21 protein-coding genes and 1 pseudogene are annotated in these 20,432 nt (G+C 65.5%); 5 read left to right on the top strand and 17 right to left on the bottom strand.

All coding sequences use genetic code 11. From position 1 onward, the window contains the following. The 7 genes and pseudogenes from QYS36_RS18295 to QYS36_RS24055 form a co-directional block, all read right to left on the bottom strand. On the bottom strand, positions 1 to 798 hold the full coding sequence (locus tag QYS36_RS18295; RefSeq protein ID WP_308840821.1) for a thioesterase family protein: 798 nt from the start codon (positions 796 to 798) through the stop codon (positions 1 to 3). Positions 799 to 875: 77 nt separating this feature from the next. Continuing rightward, positions 876 to 1,646, bottom strand: coding sequence for a CHAD domain-containing protein (locus QYS36_RS18290; protein WP_308840820.1), 771 nt, complete (start codon positions 1,644 to 1,646; stop codon positions 876 to 878). A gap of 22 nt (positions 1,647 to 1,668) precedes the next feature. Then, positions 1,669 to 3,663, bottom strand: a complete 1,995-nt coding sequence (locus tag QYS36_RS18285; RefSeq protein ID WP_308840819.1) for a DUF3488 and transglutaminase-like domain-containing protein — start codon at positions 3,661 to 3,663, stop codon at positions 1,669 to 1,671. Beyond that, entirely contained in the window at positions 3,660 to 4,598 is a 939-nt protein-coding gene (locus tag QYS36_RS18280) for a DUF58 domain-containing protein (protein WP_308840818.1), read from the bottom strand. The genes QYS36_RS18285 and QYS36_RS18280 overlap by 4 nt, the downstream gene beginning before the upstream one ends. A gap of 14 nt (positions 4,599 to 4,612) precedes the next feature. Then, complete coding sequence (locus tag QYS36_RS18275) at positions 4,613 to 5,530, bottom strand: AAA family ATPase (protein ID WP_308840817.1); 918 nt, start codon at positions 5,528 to 5,530, stop codon at positions 4,613 to 4,615. A 138-nt stretch (positions 5,531 to 5,668) separates the two neighbouring features. Further along, positions 5,669 to 6,511 carry a methyl-accepting chemotaxis protein gene (locus QYS36_RS24060; protein WP_374990482.1) on the bottom strand — a complete coding sequence of 281 codons (843 nt, stop codon included), beginning with the start codon at positions 6,509 to 6,511 and terminating at the stop codon, positions 5,669 to 5,671. A 15-nt stretch (positions 6,512 to 6,526) separates the two neighbouring features. Then, positions 6,527 to 7,240 (bottom strand): annotated as a pseudogene (locus QYS36_RS24055) (HAMP domain-containing protein); the annotation flags it as partial. Between the two features lie 626 nt (positions 7,241 to 7,866). On the opposite strand from QYS36_RS24055, the gene QYS36_RS18265 reads away from it, so the two are divergent. Further along, entirely contained in the window at positions 7,867 to 8,175 is a 309-nt protein-coding gene (locus QYS36_RS18265; RefSeq protein WP_308840815.1) for a hypothetical protein, read from the top strand. 4 nt (positions 8,176 to 8,179) lie between these two features. On the opposite strand, the gene QYS36_RS18260 is transcribed toward QYS36_RS18265, so the two are convergent. Beyond that, entirely contained in the window at positions 8,180 to 8,785 is a 606-nt protein-coding gene (locus QYS36_RS18260) for a flavin reductase family protein (protein ID WP_308840814.1), read from the bottom strand. Between the two features lie 47 nt (positions 8,786 to 8,832). Further along, positions 8,833 to 9,105, bottom strand: a complete 273-nt coding sequence (locus QYS36_RS18255) for a hypothetical protein (RefSeq protein WP_013791667.1) — start codon at positions 9,103 to 9,105, stop codon at positions 8,833 to 8,835. A gap of 139 nt (positions 9,106 to 9,244) precedes the next feature. Between QYS36_RS18255 and QYS36_RS18250 the strand changes: the two genes are divergently transcribed. Further along, complete coding sequence (locus tag QYS36_RS18250; protein WP_308840813.1) at positions 9,245 to 10,288, top strand: patatin-like phospholipase family protein; 1,044 nt, start codon at positions 9,245 to 9,247, stop codon at positions 10,286 to 10,288. Between the two features lie 13 nt (positions 10,289 to 10,301). Here QYS36_RS18250 and QYS36_RS18245 read toward each other — a convergent pair whose 3' ends face one another. The 8 genes from QYS36_RS18245 to QYS36_RS18210 all read right to left on the bottom strand — a co-directional run bounded on the left by QYS36_RS18245 (position 10,302) and on the right by QYS36_RS18210 (position 16,516). Next, positions 10,302 to 11,375 (bottom strand): AI-2E family transporter, encoded by a 1,074-nt coding sequence (locus tag QYS36_RS18245; protein WP_308840812.1) that lies wholly within the window; start codon positions 11,373 to 11,375, stop codon positions 10,302 to 10,304. 49 nt (positions 11,376 to 11,424) lie between these two features. Further along, positions 11,425 to 12,225, bottom strand: coding sequence for a DUF4892 domain-containing protein (locus QYS36_RS18240; protein ID WP_308840811.1), 801 nt, complete (start codon positions 12,223 to 12,225; stop codon positions 11,425 to 11,427). Positions 12,226 to 12,367: 142 nt separating this feature from the next. After that, positions 12,368 to 13,231 carry an alpha/beta hydrolase gene (locus QYS36_RS18235; protein WP_308840810.1) on the bottom strand — a complete coding sequence of 288 codons (864 nt, stop codon included), beginning with the start codon at positions 13,229 to 13,231 and terminating at the stop codon, positions 12,368 to 12,370. Then, complete coding sequence (locus QYS36_RS18230) at positions 13,228 to 14,031, bottom strand: alpha/beta hydrolase (RefSeq protein ID WP_308840809.1); 804 nt, start codon at positions 14,029 to 14,031, stop codon at positions 13,228 to 13,230. Before QYS36_RS18230 ends, QYS36_RS18235 begins: the two co-directional genes overlap by 4 nt. Before the next feature lie 128 nt (positions 14,032 to 14,159). Beyond that, a complete protein-coding gene (locus QYS36_RS18225) occupies positions 14,160 to 14,603 on the bottom strand; it encodes a hotdog fold thioesterase (RefSeq protein ID WP_308840808.1) in 444 nt (147 codons plus the stop codon). 80 nt (positions 14,604 to 14,683) lie between these two features. After that, on the bottom strand, positions 14,684 to 15,148 hold the full coding sequence (sixA, locus tag QYS36_RS18220) for a phosphohistidine phosphatase SixA (protein ID WP_308840807.1): 465 nt from the start codon (positions 15,146 to 15,148) through the stop codon (positions 14,684 to 14,686). A 10-nt stretch (positions 15,149 to 15,158) separates the two neighbouring features. Beyond that, the gene (locus QYS36_RS18215) at positions 15,159 to 15,482 is read right to left on the bottom strand and encodes a DUF4389 domain-containing protein (RefSeq protein WP_308840806.1); all 324 of its coding nucleotides are present in this window, start codon (positions 15,480 to 15,482) and stop codon (positions 15,159 to 15,161) included. A gap of 11 nt (positions 15,483 to 15,493) precedes the next feature. Beyond that, positions 15,494 to 16,516 (bottom strand): NAD(P)H-dependent glycerol-3-phosphate dehydrogenase, encoded by a 1,023-nt coding sequence (locus tag QYS36_RS18210; protein WP_308840805.1) that lies wholly within the window; start codon positions 16,514 to 16,516, stop codon positions 15,494 to 15,496. 266 nt (positions 16,517 to 16,782) lie between these two features. On the opposite strand from QYS36_RS18210, the gene QYS36_RS18205 reads away from it, so the two are divergent. From QYS36_RS18205 to fabA, 3 genes are all read left to right on the top strand, one after another. Further along, on the top strand, positions 16,783 to 17,706 hold the full coding sequence (locus tag QYS36_RS18205; RefSeq protein WP_308840804.1) for an ABC transporter substrate-binding protein: 924 nt from the start codon (positions 16,783 to 16,785) through the stop codon (positions 17,704 to 17,706). Then, positions 17,703 to 19,622, top strand: coding sequence for an ATP-binding protein (locus QYS36_RS18200; protein WP_308840803.1), 1,920 nt, complete (start codon positions 17,703 to 17,705; stop codon positions 19,620 to 19,622). The genes QYS36_RS18205 and QYS36_RS18200 overlap by 4 nt, the downstream gene beginning before the upstream one ends. A 285-nt stretch (positions 19,623 to 19,907) precedes the next feature. Beyond that, a complete protein-coding gene (gene fabA, locus QYS36_RS18195) occupies positions 19,908 to 20,423 on the top strand; it encodes a 3-hydroxyacyl-[acyl-carrier-protein] dehydratase FabA (RefSeq protein ID WP_013791679.1) in 516 nt (171 codons plus the stop codon). Positions 20,424 to 20,432 lie beyond the last annotated feature (9 nt).

Raw genomic sequence — 20,432 nt, 5'->3', positions numbered from 1 at the left:
TTAGTCGAACACCGTCACCGTCTGACGGCTGATGGCCAGCAGTTGCCCATCAGCCGTCCATAGCGCCGCGGCCACATGCCCATAGCCATCACGGGCATGCTCGATCTCGGCGCGGTACAGGCACCACTGGTCAGAAGTGATGGGGTGCAGTGGCTGAATGAACTCGATGGTCCAGGTCAGCGAACTGCCGGGCGCCGGCTTGTCGAGCAACGACAAAAGCGCCGGTGGCCACGCATCGACCAGCGCCAGCAGGTGGGCTTCATCGAGGGGTGCGATGCGCTGCTGCTCGCGAAAGCGTACCCAACCGCCCATCTCCCGGGACTGATTAGCACTGAACGGCAGGCCGCCCAAGCCCCAGCGCATCGCCAGATGACGAGTGAACTCCGGGGTGACCTGGGGGATGTAGGGCAACGCCTGACTTTGCTCGGGCGCCTTTATCGCGGGTGCCGGCAGCGCCGGCACGCTGATCGAAGAGCTGCGCGGTGTACCGAAACTGCCCTGTATCAACGCCACCACCTGGCCATTTTGCACGGCCCTTCCCAGCACCTGGCTGACCGCCGAGCCCGCGCGCAACACCTCGGCCTCGAAGCTGGTGGCGATGCCGGGCGTCACCGGCGCCACGAAGGTAATCGCCAACGACCGCGGTGGGCGATCGGCTGGTACCTTGCCGCGCATCACGGCATAGACCAGCGCCGCCACCACGCCGCCGAAGCTGGCGCGGCCCTGCCCCCAGTCAGCAGGAATCGACAGCGCCTCGGGTGTACGTTGCACCTGCTCCAGTAGCTCGAAGAAATCCATGCTCACCTCTCTTGTCATCCTATGGATGGTAAGAGACGAGTCGCGCTACTGCGAGCCCGGCGCATGCGGCAGATCGGTCATTGTTGGGGCTCGAGCGCTCCCAGCAAGCGTGCCTGGATGGCCTGCGCCGAGCGCTCGGCGGCCTGCATCGAGTTGCGCCAGGCGGGGATGAAGCCGCGCAGATCGGGCTCGCGCTCGGCGGTCGCCAGCCACTGCAGGTGGTCGTGCCAATCACCGAGCACCGCCTGCCCCTTCCTGAGCAGCTTCAGTTGCGCAGCCGACAGCGGCGAAAGCTGCGGATAGGCCTCGGCGGTGTAACGCACACGCTTGATCAGCAGGCGCACGCGGTGGCGATCATGCTCGGCATCGCCCAGGGCCTCGACCAGCTTGGCAAGCTGCTTGCGCAGGTAGCGCCGTACCTGCTTGTGCAAATCATCGAGTTCACCACTCGCCTGTTGGGCAGCCAGCTCCCGAGGCCACTCGCCCAGGGCGCGGAACAGCGCCGGCAACGCGCGGCTGTTCAGCACCAGCGCATCGCCCTTGCGGCGCTGCGCCAGGCGTCGCTGCGCGGCGGCGTGCTCACCGCTGGCGCGCAAGGTGCCGATCAGCACCTCCAGGTCCCGCAGTGGGCCCGTCAGGCGCCCGAGCTCGGCGGCTCGCTGCTGCAACGGATCACTCCCGGCAGCGCCCTTGAGCGGCTTGAGCAGGCTGCGCAAGCGGCGCAGGCAGACCCGCAGATCATGCAACGCCTCGTCATCGGTCTGCGCCTGCAGACGCTCGCGACAGGCATAGAGCGCAATCTCTAGGCGCAGCACTTCGCTGCGCAACGTACCGACAAAACCACTCATCACGGAACTCCTGAATAACCGTTCAAGGGGATCGGCTCCAGCGCCAGGGCAATTGGCGGCGTAGCGCGTTCAGCTGTTGGAGCAGCGCCTGGGGGGAAATGTTCTGCCCCGCGTAACGCTGCGCTTCGAAGGCCTGCACGAAGGCGTGAATGGTTTGTGCCTGGGCAGGCAGTGCCTCGCCAGCACGCTGGGCGAAGACCCGTGGCCCCTCGCCCGCATGGCGCTGCACGCCGTGCTGGGCCAACAGTTGCTCGAAGCGTCGAAAGAGGCGCAGCGCGGGGTCACGCTCGACCCGCCAGGGCTTGAACAGCCACAGCGCGAGCAAGCCCAGCAAGACGCCACCTCCACCCACCAGGGCGAGCACCAGCCGACCGGCGTCGACCTGGCCGAACCAGCGCTGCAGGAGTTCGAACTGTTGCGCGCCCTGATAGCCCAGCACCCAGCGCTGCCAGCCGTAGTTAAGGTCGTCCCAGGCCAGACGCAGCTCGTTGAGCCAGGTCAGATTGCGATAGCGCAACGGTGAAAAGGGTGAGTCGGCAAGAAAGCTTTGCTCACCTGCCAGTGCTTGCTCGAGCCCTTGCTCGATACGCTCGGGGGCGACTTGGAAAGTCGGATCAACACGCGTCCAGCCCTTGCCCGGCTGCCAGTACTCGACCCAGGCATGGGCATCGAACTGACGAACCTGCAGGTCGCTGCCATTGCCACTGAGTTCACCGCCCTGGTACCCGGCCACCACGCGACTGGGAATGCCGGCCGCGCGCAGCACGAAGGTCATGGCGCCAGCGTAGTGCGCGCAAAAACCGCTGCGCGTATCGAACAGGAATTCGTCGATGGCATTGGTGCCCAGGGGCACCGGGGTCAGGGTATAGACGTAGGGCTGGCGATTGAAATGGCTGAGCAGCGCCCCGACCAACTGCTCATCCCGGGGATATTGGCTGCGCAATTCCCGGGCCCAGGCGCGGCTGCGCGCATCGCCCTCAGGCGGCAGGCGCAGCAACGCCTGCAGCCTGTTGTTTGGCAACTGCGGCTCACGTAGCGCATCGGGCCAGGAGCTGACGTCGTAAAGCAGCGCACGATCCACCGGGCGGTTGCGCTGCAGGCGAAAATCACTCATTTGTCGCGTGCCCTGCAAATCAGTCCGGGCCACATCGAGGGCGAACAGCCAGGGCCGCGTGGTCGGTTGCATCACCACACTGTAACGCAGCGCCTCGCCGCGCGGTTGCCACTGCGGCGCCGGCGAGAATTGCTCGCCAGGCGACTGCGACCAGCGCCGGCCATCGTAATGCTCGAGCGTCAGCGCGCGCCAGTACAACTCGTTACGCGCCGGCACCCGGCCCTCGAAGCTGGCACGAAAGGCCAGTTCCCCGGAACGTGTCAGCTCGGCGATATCACCGGGCGCCATGCTGTCAGCCAGCCCGGTGACCGCGCCGCGCTCGTTGGGTACCGGCAACGACCACAGTGGCCCGAGGCGCGGGAAGAACAGGAACAGCAAGAGCATCAAGGGCAGTGCCTGCAGCAACAGGCTGGCCGACAGGCGCAGCGTGCGCCAGGGGCGGGTCGCCGTGCCGCTCTGCTGCAAGCCGATCAACGCGGCCAGCAAGGCACATACCGGCAGCAGGCTGAACAGCGCGACGAGCATGCCGTCATCGAACAGATAGGCGGTGACCACCACGAAGAAGCCGAGGAAGATCACCACCAGCGCGTCGCGGCGACTGCGCATTTCCAGCAACTTGAGGGTGAACGCCGCGACCAGCAGCAGCACCCCGCCATCCAGCCCGACCAGGGTACCGCGGGACAACAACACCCCCGCCGCCGCCAGGGCGATCAGGCCGATGCGCACGACGAGGCTGGGGTAGCCGGCACGCATGCGGAAGATCTGGATGCGCCACAGCGCACAGCCCAGCCACAGGCCGATCACCCATAACGGCAGGTGCAAGGCGTGCGGCAGGATGACCAGCGCCTGGGCGACCAGCAGCCAGGTCAGACTGATGCGCGGGATGCCGGCGACGCTGCTCATGCCCCACCGCCATGCAGCGCCAGCGCACGCAAGCACTGCTCGCGATGCCGCTCGCCAATGGCCACTGGCAACGACTCGTTCGGCAGCCTCAAGGCAAAGGGTTGCTGGCGCTCGGAAAGCACCAGCACCCAGTGACAGAGCAGCGACAGGCGGCTTTCCAGGTCACCGCCGAGCACGTCGAAATCCAGCAGCAAATCGCGGCCGCTCTGGGCAGCAAAATCCTTGACCAATAAACCCTGGCCCCGTGAATACGCCTTCCAGTGCAGACGCTTGCGCGAATCGCCCGGCTGGTAGGTACGCAGCCCCTGGAAGTCGTCACTGCCCTGCCCGTGCGTGACCAGCCCTGCCTGCTCGTCACCCTCCCGGCCAGCAGCCGCCAACGGCAGCTCGCCCTCCAGCGGGCGCGGGTACACCAGCACGGCCTGGTCAAGGTCGACATGGCTCCAGGCGACCAACAGGCCCAGCGGGAAGCGGCTCTCCACCCGCAAACGACCGGGATGCAGCCAGCCGCGGCGCAGGGTTTGCAGGCCCAACTCGCACTCCACCGAGCCCTGCACCGCAACATCCTGCTGCGCCAGGTCAGCAGGCGGCCAACCCAGGGCGATGGCTTCGTGGGCCCGGCCGCGACTTTCCAGGCGCACCCGCAGGCGCGCCGCCTCGCCTGCGAATACCGCGCCGACGCCGCCGGCATGCAGCACCAGCCCGGCCAGGTTGCGGTAGGTGTGCAGGATGGTCACCACGAATACCGAGCCGAGCAGAAAGGTCAGCCCATACGCCAGGCTGTTCTGGTAGTTGATGGCGGCCAGCAGCATCACCAGCAAGGCGCCGAGAAACGCCACGCCCACCCGGGTCGGCAGGATGAAGATCCGCCGCTGGTTGAGCTGAACGCTGGAGGCCGCGGGAATACGCCTGGCCAGCCAGCGATCCCAGCGCATCCTGAAGGCGCCGGTCAAAGCGCCGGCACCTCGCGCAGCAACCATTGCACCAGGGCGCCGCCGCCATGCCCGGCCGGGTCCGCCTGATCACGCAGGCGGTGCCCGGCCACGGAGGGCAGTACCGCCTGCACGTCCTCGGGAATGACGTAATCGCGTTCGGCCAGCAGCGCCCAGGCGCGGGCTGCCGCCAAAAGCGCCAGGCTGCCGCGTGGCGACAAGCCCCAGGCGAACTGTGGCTGGGTACGTGTGGCTTCGACCAGGCGCAGCACGTAGTCGACCAGGGCATCACTGACGCGCACCTTGGGCACTTCGGCCTGCAGCTTGGCCAACTCCGCGTGATTGAGTACGGCGTCCAGGGTCGGCAGCACCGAGCGACGCGGCTCGCCCAGCAGCAGGGCTTTTTCCGCAGCGCGAGCCGGATAACCCAGCGACAGGCGCATCAGAAAACGGTCCAGCTGAGATTCCGGCAGTGCAAAGGTGCCGCTCTGGCTGATCGGGTTCTGGGTGGCGATAACGAAGAAGGGATCGGGCAGCGGACGGGTCGCGCCTTCGATGGTCACCTGCCCCTCCTCCATGGCCTCGAGCAGCGCGCTCTGGCTTTTCGGCGTGGCGCGGTTGATCTCGTCCGCCAGCACCAGCTCGGCGAACACCGGGCCGGGGTGGAACAGGAACTGCCCGCTGTCCTTGTCGAACACCGAGGTGCCGAGAATATCGCCCGGCAGCAGGTCGGAGGTGAACTGGATGCGCTGGAAGCTCAGCCCCAGCACCTTGGCCAGGGCATGGCTGAGGGTGGTCTTGCCCATGCCGGGCAGATCCTCGATCAACAGGTGACCGCGGGCCAGCAGACAGGTCAGCGCCAGGCGCACCTGCGCCTCCTTGCCGAGCAGCACCTGGTTGATGGTATCCAGGCAGGCGTCCAGTTTCGTGTGCATCGTCCACTCCTCATGCAAGTGGCCTGATGCTACTGACCGGAGCGCGGCGGGCAAAGCGTTACGTAATGTTTGCTGACGAAACTGTGCACCAGGCCCAGGCCCGCCAGCGAAACGGCGAAAGCCGCAACGCAGCGCGATCTAGAGGCGAAAATGCGCGGCCATGCCCTGCAGTTCTCGGCCCAGCGTCGCCAGTTGCTGGCTGGAGCCGGCGTTTTCCTCCATGGCGGCAGCGGACTGCTCGCCCAGGTCGCGAATCGACGTGACACTGCGGTTGATGTCCTCGGCCACGGCGGTCTGCTGTTCGGCGGCGGCGGCGATCTGCTGGTTCATGCCGTGGATCACCGCTACGGCATCGGCGATACCCGCCAGGGCCTGCTGGGTATGCCGGGCGTCGTGCACCACCTGCTCGACCAGTTCGTCGCTCTGGCGCATATCGGCAACGGAACGGGTGGCGCCCGCACGCAAGGTGCCCAGCAACCCTTCGATTTCCTCGGTGGACTGCTGCGTACGCCGCGCCAGCGCACGGACCTCGTCGGCGACCACCGCGAACCCGCGCCCCTGCTCGCCCGCCCGCGCTGCCTCGATCGCCGCGTTGAGGGCCAGCAGGTTGGTCTGTTGCGCCACGCTCTTGATCACGTCCAGCACCGCGTCGATATTGCGGGTGTCGGCGCTGAGCTGTTCGATACCTTGCCGGGTCACGGCCATGGCCGCGACCAGTTGCTCGATCCGTTGCAGGGTGTCGCGTACCACCTGGCTGCCTGCCGCGACCCGCGAATCGGCCTGAACGGTTGCGGCTGCGGCCTGTTCGGCGTTCTGCGCCACTTCATGAACGGTCGCCGCCATCTGGGTGATCGCGGTCGCCACCTGATCGGTTTCCTCTTTCTGGCCACTGACGCCCTGACGCGCCTGCTCGGTGACCGACGACAGCGTCTGCGCCGAGCTGGAGAGCTGCGCCACGCCATCCTGCAGGCGCCCGACCATGCTGCGCAGGTCCCGCGACATGCCTTGCATGGCAAGCAGCAGCTGGCCGATCTCATCGCTGCGCTGCACCGCGATCTCGCCGCTCAGGTCACCGGCGGCGATGCGCTGGGCCACGGCGGTCACCTGCTTGAGCGGTCGCACGATCACCCGGGTGATGATCAGCGTCGCCAGCAGGCCGACCAGCAAGGCGGCGGTGGCGGCCACCAGAATCAACAGTGCGCTGCTGCGCACCAGGCTGTGCAGCGCGTCGTTCTGCTGGGCATAGGTCTGGCTGACCCGCTCGACCACCTTGTCTGCCCGCTCGACCAGCTGGGCGTGCTCCTGCTGTTGCTGTTGCAGCAGCCCGGTATATTCCTGCAACCGCTGGTTGAAGGAATCGATGTTGCCGACCACTTCGGCCAGCACCGAACGGTAGCCCGGATCACCCAGCGCGTCGCGCAGCTGAGCCGCCTGGGCCTGCGCATCGAGCGCTTCCTGGATGCTGGTGCTCGGCACTTCGCCGCTGCTGCGGCTGTTTTCCAGGAGCACCCGCGCCTGCTCCAGCGCCTGCAGGAGCAGCACATGCACCTTGCCGATCTGGCCGGCCTGGGTGACGGCCTCGCCGCCTTGGTTGCCCTGGCTCTCCTTGAGGGCATAGACGCCGTCTTCGGCAAGCCCATCCTTGAGCAAATCCAGGCTATTGGCGGCGCCGACCACCAGCCATTTCGCGGCATCCAGCGACAGGCGCATGTTGTCGCTCTGTTCCACGTAGCGATCGAACACCTGCACGTATTCGGCAATGTCCGCATCGACCTGCTGCAACGCCTCACGCTCGCTACCGGCAACCTGCTCGTGCAGTTGTTGCACCTGCTCGCGAAGCGCTTGCGCCTGCTCGTGCAGACGCTGGGTCTGCGCCGCATCGCCCGTGATGATGAAGGCCTGTTCGGTGCGGCGCATGTGCGCGACGCGATCATTGATATCGCTGAATCGTTCGAGCAGGGAAAACCTGGCGCCCACGTCACGCAGGGCGAAAAACCCGGTGGCCGCCACCACCAGGGTAAGCACCAACACCACACCGAACCCCAGGGACAATTTGACCGCCGTTGACAGGCTGGCCAGTGCGCGAAGAGAAACCATTGCCGACCCTCTCGTGCTGGGCAGGAGCCCTCCAAGCGGCAACAGTGATGCACGTGACTAATGGCGACAAGCCAGCAACCCGCCAGCAGGTGCTTTTAGCTAAGGCAATGTCGCTTTCAGGATATCGCCGGCCGTCGGCGAACAAGACAAACCGACGATCGCACATCGCCATCACTGAGCGCCGATTGCTAGAATCGGCGTGCCTTCAGACTGGCGACGGCGCCAGCAGGACAGTCATCATGAACACCTCGTCTCGCTACTCGCTCCCCCGCCTCGCACTGCTCTTCGCCGGGCTGCTGGCAAGCACCCCGGGTGTGGCCGAGATGGCGGGCGGTGAAGTGGGTATCCGCCTGACCGTACACAGTGCCTGCCAGGTGGACAGCAGCACCGAGCAGGCAACGCTGCTGCTGACCAACCATGATTGCCGGGACGGCTACCGCATCCGTTATCAGAACGCCGACCTGCAGGTCGATCGCGAGGCCCTGGCGCAAGCCAGCACCCGGCTGGACGAGGGCGCCCCGCGCTCGCGTATCGAGCTGTACTGGTAGATCACTAGGGGCGCTGCAGGTCGAAGGTGTCACGGGTGCGGCTGTAGGCCGTGCCCCCCAAACGCCCGACCAGGTCGAGGCGCTGCGGGTCGATACGGCCTTTCTCGTTGAGCACTTCGTCACTGATATGCGCCAGCAGCACTTCGGCAAAGATCAGGTGATGGTTGGGCTTGCCCTGCGGATAACCCATGATCTGCGCCACCCGGCACTCGAACGCCACGGCGGCCCCCTTTACCCGCGGCGGCGCAACGCGGCTGCTGGCTATCGAGTCGATACCACAATGAACGAATTCGCTGGTGCTGTGCGGCAGCAGCGCCGCGCTGGCATTCATGGCGTCGGCTTGCGCGAACGCCACCAGGTGAATGACCAGCTCGCCGGTTTCCTGGGCATTGCGCAGGGTGTCTTTCAGTGCGCCGTCGTCACGGGTGCCGACGTTGACCATCAAGGTGGCCGGCTCATCGCTGATCACCTGGAAGAAGCTGAAGGGGGCCAGATTGGTCACCCCTTCCCTGGAAATGCTCGACACCCAGGCGATGGGCCTGGGTGTGACGGTTGCGGCGAGCCAGCGGTAACGGTCCAGCGGGGTCAGGTCAGCGAAATCGAGCAGCATTGCGATCTCCGGTATTCAGGTTGCCGCAAGCTTACTGCAGTGCGCCCTCAGCGGCCTGCGCGGGACTCACGAATGTAGAAGCGCGCTTTCTCGGACTTGTTGGTGCAGCCGCGATAGGCCTCGAACTGCTGCTGGGTTTTCGCGGCAGTCATCAGCGAGGCAGCCTTGGAGTAGCTGACCGTACCGGCGAAACCTTCGGCTTTGGCGAGGTCGAGCTCCTGCCAGGCCGCGTCGAGTTGAGTCGCGCAGCTGTCACGGTAAGAGGTGGTCGCTGAGCAGCCCGCCAACAGCGCAATCGGTAAGAGAATCCAGGCTTTCATGTCGCATACTCCAGAGGTTGGCCGGCAATCAGGTCACCGGTGTTGATTAAGACGATAGGCTAGAGAAAAAGTGCCACTATCGACGTGCGGCAGAACGCAAAATAGGTTCTGACAGGTGCGGCGTATCGAGGAGGGTTGGATGAGCAAGAAAGTAGCCTTGGTGCTGGGGTCCGGTGGTGCGCGCGGTTATGCGCACATCGGTGTGATAGAAGAGCTGGAAGCTCGCGGCTACGAGATAGGCTGCATCGCCGGTTGCTCCATGGGTGCGGTGGTCGGCGGTATCTATGCGGCCGGCAAGCTCAAGGATTACAGCGACTGGACCCAGAGCCTGGATTACCTCGATGTGCTGCGTCTGCTGGATGTCAGCTTTCGCCTGGGGGCGATACGCGGGGAAAAGGTCTTCGGGCGGATTCGCGACATCGTCGGCGAAATCAACATCGAGTCGTTGAACATTCCCTTCACGGCGGTGGCCACCGACCTCACCAACCAGCAGGAAATCTGGTTCCAGGAAGGTTGCCTGCACCAGGCGATGCGCGCCTCGGCGGCGATTCCCAGCCTGTTCACGCCGGTGATCCAGGGCAAGCGCATGCTGGTCGACGGCGGCCTGCTCAATCCGCTGCCGATCGTGCCGGTGGTGTCCAGCCACTGCGACCTGATCATCGCCGTCAACCTCAACTCGGCGCATCAGCAGCATTACCAATTGCCTGTCATCGAGCGGCCGGCGGCCATGAAGGGGCGTTTCGATCAGATCATGACCTCCCTGGGTTCGCACCTGCCATCCCTGCGCCGCAAGGGCGGCGAGGACGATCCGCTGCTGCTGGAAGTAACCGAACCGGCAGTGCCGCGCCAACCCGACCTGTGGCTGCAGGAGCCGGTGGATCCCCATGGCCAGCAACCCGCTGCCGCACCCCAGGGCGACAGCGCGCCCAAATCGGCCAGCGGCTCGCGGGTCGCCCACATGGCCGGGCCGGCCTCGCTGCTGGAGTTGATCAACCAGAGTTTCGAGGTGATGCAGACCTCGCTCTCGCAGTACAAGATCGCCGGCTACCCGCCGGATATCCTGATCAACGTGCCCAAGCGGGTGTGCCGTTTCTTCGAATTCTACAAGGCGCCGGAGCTGATCATGCTGGGCCGGCAGATAGCCCGCGACACCCTCGACAAGTACGAACGCGGCGACCGTTGAGGCCGCCGCGGCATCACAACGGTGGCGAGCGCTCTTCGCGCGGCGGCAGCCCGGCCGGCGCCTTGTGCGCGACCCAGTCGCTGAGCAGGCTGTAGGCCACCGCCAGCAGGGTCGGCCCCAGGAACAGGCCCATGAAGCCAAAGGCCAGAATGCCGCCAAACACGCCGAGCAGCACCACCACCAGCGGCAGGTTGCCGCCGCGGCTGATCAGGTATGGCTTGAGGATGTTGTCCACGCCGCTGATGATGAAGAAGCCCCAGATGCCCAAGAAGATCGCCATGCCGATCTCGCCCTGCCAGATCAGCCAGCCCACCGCCGGGCCCCAGACCAGGGGCGGCACCATGATCAGGCTGCAGGCGAAGGTCAGCAGGCCCAGCAGCAAGGCGCCGGGAATGCCGGCGATCATGAAGCCGATATAGGCCAGCAGTGCCTGCGCCACCGCGGTACCGATCACCCCATTGACCACCCGCTGCACGGTACCGGCGACCAGTTCGAGGTAATGCTGGGCCCGATCACCGATCAGCCTTTCGAGCAGGCTTTCGACGAAAGCCGCCAGACGCGGGCCATCGCGGTAGAAGAAGAACACCAGGATCAGGCTCAGCGCGAGTTCGAGAATGCCGCCGCCGATCTTGGCGCTGCGCACCAGCAGGAAGTTGCCCACCTGCCCGAGGTACGGCTGCACCGTGGCGAACAGCGCCGAACCTTGCTGATCCAGGGTTTCCCAGATGCTCACCAAGCGGCCGCCGACCAGGGGCACCGATGCCAGCCAGCCAGGCGGTGGCGGCAGGCCATCGACCTGAAAGTCCTTGATCATCGCGGTGGCATCACGAATATGGTCGGCGAGGTTGAAGCCCAGCATCACCAGTGGCACCGCCACCAGCACGATCCACAACCCGGTCAGCAACCCAGCGGCAACCGACTGCCGCCCCTTGAGCACGCGTGTCAGCCAGCGCATGACCGGCCAGCTGGCGAAGGACAATACGGCAGCCCAGAACAGCGCTGACCAGAATGGCGCCAGTACCCATAGGCTGGCACCCAGCAAGCCCAGTAGCAGGATCTGCACCAGCAAGCGGTCGTTATTCGGCATTTTTCAGGACTTCCAGCAAACCAGACTCAGGCCCGTGGCACGGGCGCGCTCAACGTATCACGTCGATCCGCAAACCGTCGCCACTGCTCTCGCCGATTTCCAGGCGCGCGGCCCTGACCCGCTCCTCGATCAGCGCCTCACGCCAGGCTTCGGCGTTGGCGCCAGACAAGCTGACGCGCAGGGTGCTGTCCAGGTTGAGACTGCGTGCCAGTAGCTCGGTCCATTGCGGGCGTGGTTCATCCTGCTCGGGGAGGCGCAGCTCGCCGGTGCTCTTGAGCTGCCGCGCCAGGGTGGCCGGGGTTGGCAGCACTTTCGCCAGGGCCTCGTCGGCCTTCAGCAATTCGGCATGCAGGTAGGCGCGGCGATTGCCACGGGTAATGCTGTACAGCGCCACGAGGCTGTCCTGGCGTGGCTCGGCCAGGCGCAACAAGGCGTAGGCCTGCTGGTCGTCGGAGCCATACAGGGTCGAATATCCGAATACCGAATTGGCCCACAGGCTGCTGGAGCCGCACTCACGGCCCTGGCACCAGTAGAGCAGTTGTGCATCCTGGTCCTGCAGCGCTTGGCGCGCCTCGGCAAACACTTCGTTGGCACTGTGGGTGCGCGGCAGCTCGTAGGTAACGGCGGTCAGCGCCCCCTGAACCAGCACTTCACGCTCGTAACGCAGGCGTCCGCTGATACGGCGGACGGTGCCTTGCGGGTAGACACGCTCCTGCTCGGCCTGCTCGTTGAAACGGACGATCTCGGCTCCGGGGAACCGCGGCAACACATCGAGATCACGACTACCCGCCACGTCGGCACTGGCCAGCGGGCTGAACACCAGCAGCGCAAACAGATACCTCAGACGCATGCAGCCCCACTTATCCCAGCAGCGAGAGGCATCAGCGGGCAGGCGAATTCAACGGGCAGCGCATCCGGCGCGACGGTATACAGGTCGGTCATGCAGATCTCCATGGCAGTGCCCGACACCTTTCCCCAGTTGCAACGGGCCGTCAAGGCGCACTCAAAAATGGATTGAAACAGTCTGCTACCAGTTGCGCGCCCCGCTCGTCATCCAGATGCAGGTGATGACCGCCAGGCAGGCGTTCGACCGCGATCGGCGTCTGCGCCAGCAACTCGTGCAAACCATCACGCTGCGCCAGGAGGCCTTGCTCGGCCAGCACCAGGCGGGTCGGACAGTTCAGCGCAGTGACGAACGCCTGCACCTGGGCGCCGGTCAGGCGCAAGGGCGTGGCCAAGGTCAGGCGGCTATCGGTGCGCCAGGTCAGGCCGCCCTCCACCTGCATCAGTCCACGTTGCGCCAGCAACCGGGCAGCCTGGTAACTGACATGGCCGACGCCGCGCTGGCGCACCTGGGCGGCCCGCTCGAGACTGGGATACAGCGGTTTGCGCTTGGCACTCAGCGTCAGACGCCCACGCAGCGCCTCGGCCAGCGTGGCGACCGCAGCATCGGCCTCGACGGTCGGTGGCACCAGCCCATCGATCAACGCCAGGCGCTGCACGCGCTCTGGGAAGGTGGCTGCCAGCATCACCGAAACGATGGCGCCCATGGAGTGCCCGAGCAGACTGAAGCGCGGCCAACCAAGCTGTTCGGCAACCAGCAGCACATCGTGCACGTAGTCCCACAGGGCGTAACCGCCGCCAGCTGGGCGATGCTCTGAATGGCCATGGCCGGCAAGATCCAGGGCGACGATGCGTAGCCCCTCAAGCTTAGGCGCCAGGCGCGCGAAGGTCGCTGCATTGTCGAGCCAGCCATGCAAGGCGATCACCGGCCTGCCATCGGCCGGGCCATGCACCTGAGCGGCCAGCTCGATATGCGCCAGGCGTAAACGTAGCTCTTGAGGGGTAACGGTCACTGCATGCTCTCGCGAGGTTGCTGCCAGCGGGTGAACAAACGGCGAATCAGCTGCGCGGTGGCATCCGGGTGTTCGAGGGGAAACATGTGGCCGCCGGGCATTACCAGGAATTCGCCACGCGGCGCGCGGCGCGCCATCCGCCCATGGTGAGCCAGTACCACACGGCTCTCGGCGCCTTTTACCAGTGCCAGCGGCACCTGCAGCTCTTGCGGCCGCCCCGGGCTGGTATGGGGAACGCTGCGGTAGATGCTGATTTCGGTCGCCGCTTCGAAACGCAGGCGCAGGCCGTCTTCGTGAGGGTGCAGGCCATGTTCGACGTAGGCATCCAGGCACTCGGGGTCGAAACGGCTGAACAGCGCGCGCTCGGCGAAATAACGACGCGCCTCCGGCACGTCGGCAAAGGCCTCGCGCCGCCCCAGCGTGCGCCTGGCTGGGGTGAGGCGGTCGATCAGGCCAAAGCGCTTGGCCGCCTGAATCACCAGTTGATCGGCGCGACTGAGCACCGGCGAGTCGAGCATTACCAGCCCGCGGTACAGGTCCGGCCGGCGGAGCGCCGCATGGTAATGCAGCACCCCGCCCAGGGAGTGCCCTACTCCCCACACCGGTTCGGCGCATTGTTCGAGGTGGTGGAGCAGCTCGTCGACCAGGTTGCTCCAGCTGTCGTTCACCGGAAAGCGAGGGTCGTGGGCATGCTGCGCCAGGTGCTGCACCTGATACTCCGGCGCCAGCGCCGCGAACAGCTTGCGGTAGGTGGCCGAGGGAAATCCGTTGGCATGGGCGAAAAAAATGAGCTGGGACATGGCAGTCGCGCTGATGGCCGGCAATGCTGGGATTGTCAGCCTGCCCGCTGCGGGCGGCAACGCCCGTAACGGTCAGGAAGGACGACGCTCCGGCCAAGTACCGAGCGCCACGGGAGTGAAAGCATCGACTACGGCTGCGACGATTGGCTGCCGAGCGGCACGATGGCCATGGTCAGGCGCGAAATGCAGCTGGTCTTGCCGTCATCCCCGCTGAGGCGAATGTCCCATACATGGGTGGTGCGGCCCAGGTGCACAGCCCGGGCGACCGCGGTAACGCGCCCGGAACGCAGGCCCCGCAGGTGGTTGGCATTGACCTCGAGCCCCACGCAGTAGAATTTCTGCGTGTCGATGCACAGGTAGCTGGCGGTAGAACCCAGGCTTTCCGCCAGCACCACCGAGGCACCGCCGTGCAGCAGGCCGTAGGGCTGGTGCGTACGTGCGTCGACGGCCATGCTGGCCGTGATGGACTGCTCATCGAATGCTTCAAAACGGATATCCAGCAACTCGCCAATGGTGTTGCGCTGCGCGGCGTTGAGGTCATCGAGGTTGGGGGTCTGGCGCCAGAGGCTCATGGTCAATCCTTGTTGTTATGGGGGTTGGCAGGCGCAAGCTCGGCTGAGCGTGCCAGCCATGGCGGCGCCCTGCAGCCCGATCAGTGCTGCTCAGGGTGCGCCAACAGCTGCAAATTCATCAGCCCGGCCAGCAGGTCTTCGCCTTCCAGCAGCGCCAGGCTGGCGGTATGCATGGCAAGTGGTTGCTGCCGATGGCCATGCACCAGCAAACCGCCCAGCGCGCCGATAAAGGGCTGGTGGGAAACCAGCAGCACGTTATCACCCGCCAGGCGCTGCAACTTTGCCAGGCTGTCACGGGGATCGCTGTCCGGCGTCAGCCAGGCAACGGTCTGTAGCGGGCATTGCAAGGCGAGCCCGGCAACGACCAATGCAGCTGTCTGCTGCGCGCGTATGTAGGGGCTGACGAAGATCGTGTCGAGGGCGCAACCGCGCAGATGCTCGAGCGACTGCAGCACCTCCTCGCGACCGTAGGGCGTCAACTCACGCTGTGCATCGGAACGCGCCTGGGCCTGAGCTTGCCCGTGGCGCAGCAACCAGAGCTTCATAGGCGATTGCTCATGGCTTCGGTTCATCGTCGCCTGGCGGCACGCTGTGCAGCGCCTCGCCCTGCGGCGGGCGGGGAGCCGGCCAGTCGGCGAACGGCCAGGGCTTGGCTTCGCTATTGAAGGTGCCAAAGCGGCCGATCTGTGCCAGGTACTGGCTGAGGCTGTCGCCAAAGCTCAGCAGGCCGGCATTCGGCGCGCCATACACGAGGCGATAGATGAGTTGCAGCAGCACGACGCCGGCCAGCAGCAGTTCGGCCAGTTGCCAGACGAACAGGAATAGCAGCATCCAGACGATGCGCAGGCCGATGGGCTCGCCCTTGGTGTGATCACTCATAACGTTTGTCCTCAGAAACCCGTGGCTGGAATGAAGTCGACATCGGTCTTGGGCTCGGCGCGCATCAACGCCTCGATCACCTGATCGAGGGTCCGCCCTTCGAACAGGATGGCATGAAGCCCCGCCACCAGAGGCATGTACACCTGCAGCTCCTCGGCCTTGGCCTTGAGCACCTTGATGGTGTTGACGCCTTCGGCCACTTCGCCGAGGCGCTCGACGGCCTCCTGCAGGCTCAGGCCCTCACCCAGGGCGAAGCCGACCTGATAGTTGCGACTTTTCGGCGACGAACAGGTGACGATCAGATCGCCCACCCCGGCGAGGCCCAGGAAGGTCATGGGGTTGGCACCCAGGTGCACGGCGAAGCGGGTCATTTCCGCCAGGGCCCGGGTGATCAACATGCTCTTGGTGTTCTCGCCCATGCCCAGCGCTGCGGCCATGCCGGCAATGATCGCGTAGACATTCTTCAGCGCCCCGCCCAGCTCGACGCCAAAGCGATCGGCACTGGCGTAGACCCTGAAGGTGCGCCCGTGCAGCACCTCCTGCACGGTACGGCACAGCGCCTCGTCCTCGCTGGCCACCACGGTGGCGGTCAGCGTATGCGCGGCGATCTCCTTGGCCAGGTTCGGCCCGGAGAGCACGCCGATGCGCGCCTGGGGAGCGACCTCCTCGATGATCTCGCTCATCAGCTTGAAGGTCTGTGCCTCGATGCCCTTGGTGGTGCTGACCAGCTGCTTGCCGGCCAACAGCCCGGCCACCGGCTGCAGCACTTGCCGCAGCGCGCTGGACGGCAGCGCCACGAACGCCAGCTCGCAGGCCTTGAGTGCCGCGGGCAGGTCGGTGGTTGGCTCCACACCGTCGAGCACCTTGACGCCCTTGAGGTAGCGCGGGTTTTCGCGGTGGGTGCGAATGGCTTCAGCCTGCACGGGATCGCGCATCCAGTGCAGAACGCGATGCCCATTCTGCGCCAGCAGGTTCGCGATGGCGGTGCCGAAGCTGCCACCACCCAGTACGGCGATAGGTTGCTGTTGAGTCATGACCAATCCGTTGTGAATGCTGTGCAAGTGGCAGGCATTATACGGTTAGCCGTTGCCACGACCAGCCTTGTGGCGCCCTGGTAGCCGCGAGGCAGTCGCGATTTTGCCGTTGCCTGGCTGGCAATGCGGCGCGGCTCGGTTAACATGCCCGCTCTGCGCGAACAGGGCCGTTGCGTGACGTCTATCATTGTCGTTGATCAATCCATATTGCTGGCGACATCGCTCGCCTGCGCGTGCCCAGCCCCATGCCGCCTATCGGATCCTAGATGACTCGCAATCGCCCGCGCAGCACCGCGCGCCGCCGCGCATGGATTCGCCGCACCCTGCTCCTGCTCTGCCTGCTTACGCCTCAGGTACAGGCGGCTGAGCTGCTGCTGAGCACTGCGGGCGACACCAGCGCCCTGCAGCGATTCGGCAACGCGCTGGCAGCGGCACGGCCCGCCGACCGCGTGCGCATCGTGGCGCTGAACGAAATACCGCCCCTCGACCAGATTCCCGCGACCACGCGGCTGATACTTTTCGGCCACGCGGCGCTGGCCTGGCGCCTGGACTCGCCGACGGGGCCGCCGACGCTGATGCTGCAGGTCAGTAAAACCCAGGCCCGCGAGGCCCTTGGCGAGCGCCAGCCGGCGAACTTCAGCATGCTCTGGCAGGATCCAGCCCCCCGCCGGCAATTGCGCCTGCTCAAGCATCTTTTGCCGAACGTCACGCGGGTGGGCGTGCTGCATCACCCACACAGCGAATTCCTGATCGACGAATTGCGGCAGACCGCCAGCGGGCTGGGCCTCGAGATCGTGGCGCAGAACTGGCCGGACACCCGTGACAACCAGCCGGTGATTCGCGTGCTCGGCGTCAGTGACGTGCTGCTCGCCGTTGCCGATGACGACCTCTACAACCCGCTGACCGCCAAGACGCTGCTGCTCACCAGTTACGGCCAGCAGCACGCGCTGATCGGCCCGAGCGCGGGTTTCGTGCGCGCGGGCAGCCTGGCCAGTACCTACGGCGACCAGGACGACTGGCTCGCCACCCTCGACCAACTGCTCGACCAGGCGCCGGCGCAGTGGCCGGCCGGTACCTATTCGAACACCTTCAAGGTGCTCGGCAACCCGCAGGTGGCGCGCGCGCTGGGTATCACCCTGCCCAGCGACGCCGAGCTCGCCCGGCATCTAGCGCAAGGAGATACGCCATGAAACTGTGGCGAGGCTGGAACATCCACGTCCGTACCCAGCTCATCAGTGTCGGCCCCGCCCTGCTGCTGACGCTACTGCTGACCGGCTTTCTGACCTTCAATCGCCTGCAGGATCTGCGTGCGGAGATCAACCACACCGGCCAACTGATCGCCAGCCAGTTGGCCCCTGCCACCGAGTACGGGGTCATCTCCGGCAACCGCCGGGTGCTGGAGTCCCTGCTGCAGGCCACGCTGAAAACGCCCCACGTGCGCTTCATCGAGGTGCGCGACCGTGACGAGAACATTCTGGCCTACCTCGAGCAACCCGATCATCCCCATGCCGGCAACGCCCATCTGGACATCTTCCAGGCGCCCATCGAGCAGCAGCAGGTCGATCTCGGCAGCGACTTCGGCGAAACGCCGCCACCGGCTGCCGAGCCGCCCGGTGCCGATTACCTGGGCCGCGTGGTCGTCGGCATGTCCAGTGAAGCCTTCAACTCCCGACAACAGGAAATCCTCCTCAAGGTCACCGCCCTGGTGCTGTTCGCCCTGCTGCTGACCTTCCTCCTGGCGCGGCGCCTGGCCAGCCGGCTGTCCAGGCCGCTGAGCGCGATGAGCGACGCCGTCAGCGCCATCCAGGCCGGCAACTACCAGGCGACCCTCCCCGAAGTCGGCGGCGGCGAGCTGGCGACGCTGGCCAGGCACATCAACAACCTGGCCAATGGCCTGAACAATGCCGCCCAGGAGCAGCAGCAGGCCATGACCCTGCTGATCAAGGCGCGCGAGGAATCCGACCTGGCCAACCGCGCCAAGTCCGACTTTCTGGCCATGATGAGCCATGAACTGCGCACGCCCATGAACGGTGTGCTCGGCATGCTGCAATTGCTCGAGACCACCGACATGAGCGAGGAGCAGCACGAATACGCCGCCCTCGCCATGGAGTCCACCGAGCACCTGCTGAAGGTGATCAATGACATCCTCGACTTCTCGCGCATCGAGCGCGGGGCATTGGAACTGGAGCTGATCAGCTTCAACCTGCCGGCCCTGCTCAAGGCCGCCCAGCAGGCCTTTCAGCACAGCGCCCAGCAGCGCGGCCTGCGGCTGCGCCTGGAGCTGGACGACGGCCTGCCGGCGCCACAGGTCCAGGGCGACCCGACCCGCCTGCGGCAGATCCTGGTCAACCTGATCGGCAATGCGCTGAAGTTCACCGAGCGCGGCGAGGTGCGCATCGAGGCCCACTGGCAAGCCCTGGACAACCAGGTGCTGTGGTTCACCTGCAAGGTGCACGACACCGGGATCGGCATCAGCGCCGAGCGCCTGGACACCATGTTCGACGCCTTCCAGCAGGCCGACAACTCGATCTCCCGGCGCTACGGCGGAACCGGCCTGGGCCTGCCGATCGCCCGCACCCTGGCCGAACGCATGGGCGGTACGCTCAAGGCGCAGAGCGAAGTGGGCCGCGGCTCCTGCTTCACCCTGGAAATCCCCCTGCCATTTTCCGCCCAGCAGCCGCAGTTGCCCGCCCATACGGCGGTCAGTCCCTCCCCTGCAGCCGCCGAGCGCTCGGTGTTGCTGGTGGAAGACAACGCGGTGAACCAGACGGTGATCGAAGCCATGCTGCGCAGCCTGGGTTACCAGGTGGAGCTGGTCGGCGATGGCGCCCAGGCCGTTGCTGCGGTAAGGGAGCGGCATTTCGCCGCCGTCCTCATGGACTGCCGCCTACCGGTCATGGATGGCTACGAAGCCACCCGGCGCATTCGCGATCTCGGCCCCCGGGGCGGCCTGCCCATCATCGCCCTGACCGCAAATGCCCTGCAGGGCGACCGCGAAGCCTGCCTACAAGCCGGAATGAACGATTACCTGGCCAAACCGTTCAAACGCATGGAACTGCAGGACGTGCTCGATCGCTGGCTGTCGGCCGACGCCCCCTCGAGCTGAGGCCAACGGCTGCGCAGGCAGGCGATTCGCGCCGGACGGGCGTGCAACACTCGCAACCTCTAGTCAGATAGGCGAAAATACTGCACGCTTGCTGGCTGAAGTGGGCATCGAAGGTGCATCTGTGACACCATTGCCGCCTGCAGAGTACAACTGTACTCACCACACTGTGACTTTCACCACAACGCAACAGTCTATGACTAGGCTGCTGGCAGTCGCATTACTCATGCGCAGCCGGCCAGGACGATTTACCCAGCCGAGGCGCGTGGGGATTATTGAGGAGCTCGCATGACCAAACAAAACGCCTTCACCCAGGAAGACCTGTTGCGCTGCAGCCGCGGCGAACTGTTCGGCCCGGGTAATGCGCAACTGCCCGCCCCCAACATGTTGATGATCGACCGGATCGTCCACATCAGCGAAACGGGCGGCAAGTACGGCAAAGGCGAAATTGTCGCAGAGCTCGATATCAATCCTGATCTGTGGTTCTTCGGCTGCCACTTCGAAGGTGATCCGGTAATGCCGGGCTGCCTGGGCCTCGACGCCATGTGGCAGCTGGTCGGTTTCTTCCTCGGCTGGCAGGGCAACCCCGGCCGCGGTCGCGCCCTCGGTTCGGGCGAAGTGAAATTCTTCGGCCAGGTTCTGCCTACTGCCAAGAAGGTCACCTACAACATCCACATCAAACGCACCATCACCCGTTCGCTGATCCTGGCGATCGCCGACGGCACCGTGAGTGTCGATGGTCGCGAGATCTACAGTGCCGAAAGCCTGCGGGTCGGCCTGTTCACTTCCACCGACAGTTTCTAAAGGATCCTC

It is taken from the genome of Pseudomonas sp. G34, assembly GCF_031119625.1.
Lineage (GTDB): Bacteria > Pseudomonadota > Gammaproteobacteria > Pseudomonadales > Pseudomonadaceae > Aquipseudomonas.
This window is presented reverse-complemented; position numbering and strand designations above follow the sequence as displayed.

What these genes read in the sequence shown, in the direction of transcription:
- QYS36_RS18260 (WP_308840814.1), bottom strand. Translation starts at nt 8,785, where the DNA reads ATGCTGCTCGATTTCGCTGACCTGACCCCGCTGGACCGTTACCGCTGG.
- fabA (WP_013791679.1), top strand. Translation starts at nt 19,908, where the DNA reads ATGACCAAACAAAACGCCTTCACCCAGGAAGACCTGTTGCGCTGCAGC.
- QYS36_RS18240 (WP_308840811.1), bottom strand. Translation starts at nt 12,225, where the DNA reads ATGCGTCTGAGGTATCTGTTTGCGCTGCTGGTGTTCAGCCCGCTGGCC.
- QYS36_RS24060 (WP_374990482.1), bottom strand. Translation starts at nt 6,511, where the DNA reads ATGGTCGGGCGCCTGCAGGATGGCGTGGCGCAGCTCTCCAGCTCGGCG.
- QYS36_RS18280 (WP_308840818.1), bottom strand. Translation starts at nt 4,598, where the DNA reads ATGCGCTGGGATCGCTGGCTGGCCAGGCGTATTCCCGCGGCCTCCAGC.
- QYS36_RS18200 (WP_308840803.1), top strand. Translation starts at nt 17,703, where the DNA reads ATGAAACTGTGGCGAGGCTGGAACATCCACGTCCGTACCCAGCTCATC.
- QYS36_RS18230 (WP_308840809.1), bottom strand. Translation starts at nt 14,031, where the DNA reads ATGTCCCAGCTCATTTTTTTCGCCCATGCCAACGGATTTCCCTCGGCC.
- QYS36_RS18210 (WP_308840805.1), bottom strand. Translation starts at nt 16,516, where the DNA reads ATGACTCAACAGCAACCTATCGCCGTACTGGGTGGTGGCAGCTTCGGC.
- QYS36_RS18215 (WP_308840806.1), bottom strand. Translation starts at nt 15,482, where the DNA reads ATGAGTGATCACACCAAGGGCGAGCCCATCGGCCTGCGCATCGTCTGG.
- QYS36_RS18295 (WP_308840821.1), bottom strand. Translation starts at nt 798, where the DNA reads ATGGATTTCTTCGAGCTACTGGAGCAGGTGCAACGTACACCCGAGGCG.
- QYS36_RS18290 (WP_308840820.1), bottom strand. Translation starts at nt 1,646, where the DNA reads ATGAGTGGTTTTGTCGGTACGTTGCGCAGCGAAGTGCTGCGCCTAGAG.
- QYS36_RS18245 (WP_308840812.1), bottom strand. Translation starts at nt 11,375, where the DNA reads ATGCCGAATAACGACCGCTTGCTGGTGCAGATCCTGCTACTGGGCTTG.
- QYS36_RS18255 (WP_013791667.1), bottom strand. Translation starts at nt 9,105, where the DNA reads ATGAAAGCCTGGATTCTCTTACCGATTGCGCTGTTGGCGGGCTGCTCA.
- QYS36_RS18205 (WP_308840804.1), top strand. Translation starts at nt 16,783, where the DNA reads ATGACTCGCAATCGCCCGCGCAGCACCGCGCGCCGCCGCGCATGGATT.
- QYS36_RS18225 (WP_308840808.1), bottom strand. Translation starts at nt 14,603, where the DNA reads ATGAGCCTCTGGCGCCAGACCCCCAACCTCGATGACCTCAACGCCGCG.
- sixA (WP_308840807.1), bottom strand. Translation starts at nt 15,148, where the DNA reads ATGAAGCTCTGGTTGCTGCGCCACGGGCAAGCTCAGGCCCAGGCGCGT.
- QYS36_RS18265 (WP_308840815.1), top strand. Translation starts at nt 7,867, where the DNA reads ATGAACACCTCGTCTCGCTACTCGCTCCCCCGCCTCGCACTGCTCTTC.
- QYS36_RS18285 (WP_308840819.1), bottom strand. Translation starts at nt 3,663, where the DNA reads ATGAGCAGCGTCGCCGGCATCCCGCGCATCAGTCTGACCTGGCTGCTG.
- QYS36_RS18250 (WP_308840813.1), top strand. Translation starts at nt 9,245, where the DNA reads ATGAGCAAGAAAGTAGCCTTGGTGCTGGGGTCCGGTGGTGCGCGCGGT.
- QYS36_RS18275 (WP_308840817.1), bottom strand. Translation starts at nt 5,530, where the DNA reads ATGCACACGAAACTGGACGCCTGCCTGGATACCATCAACCAGGTGCTG.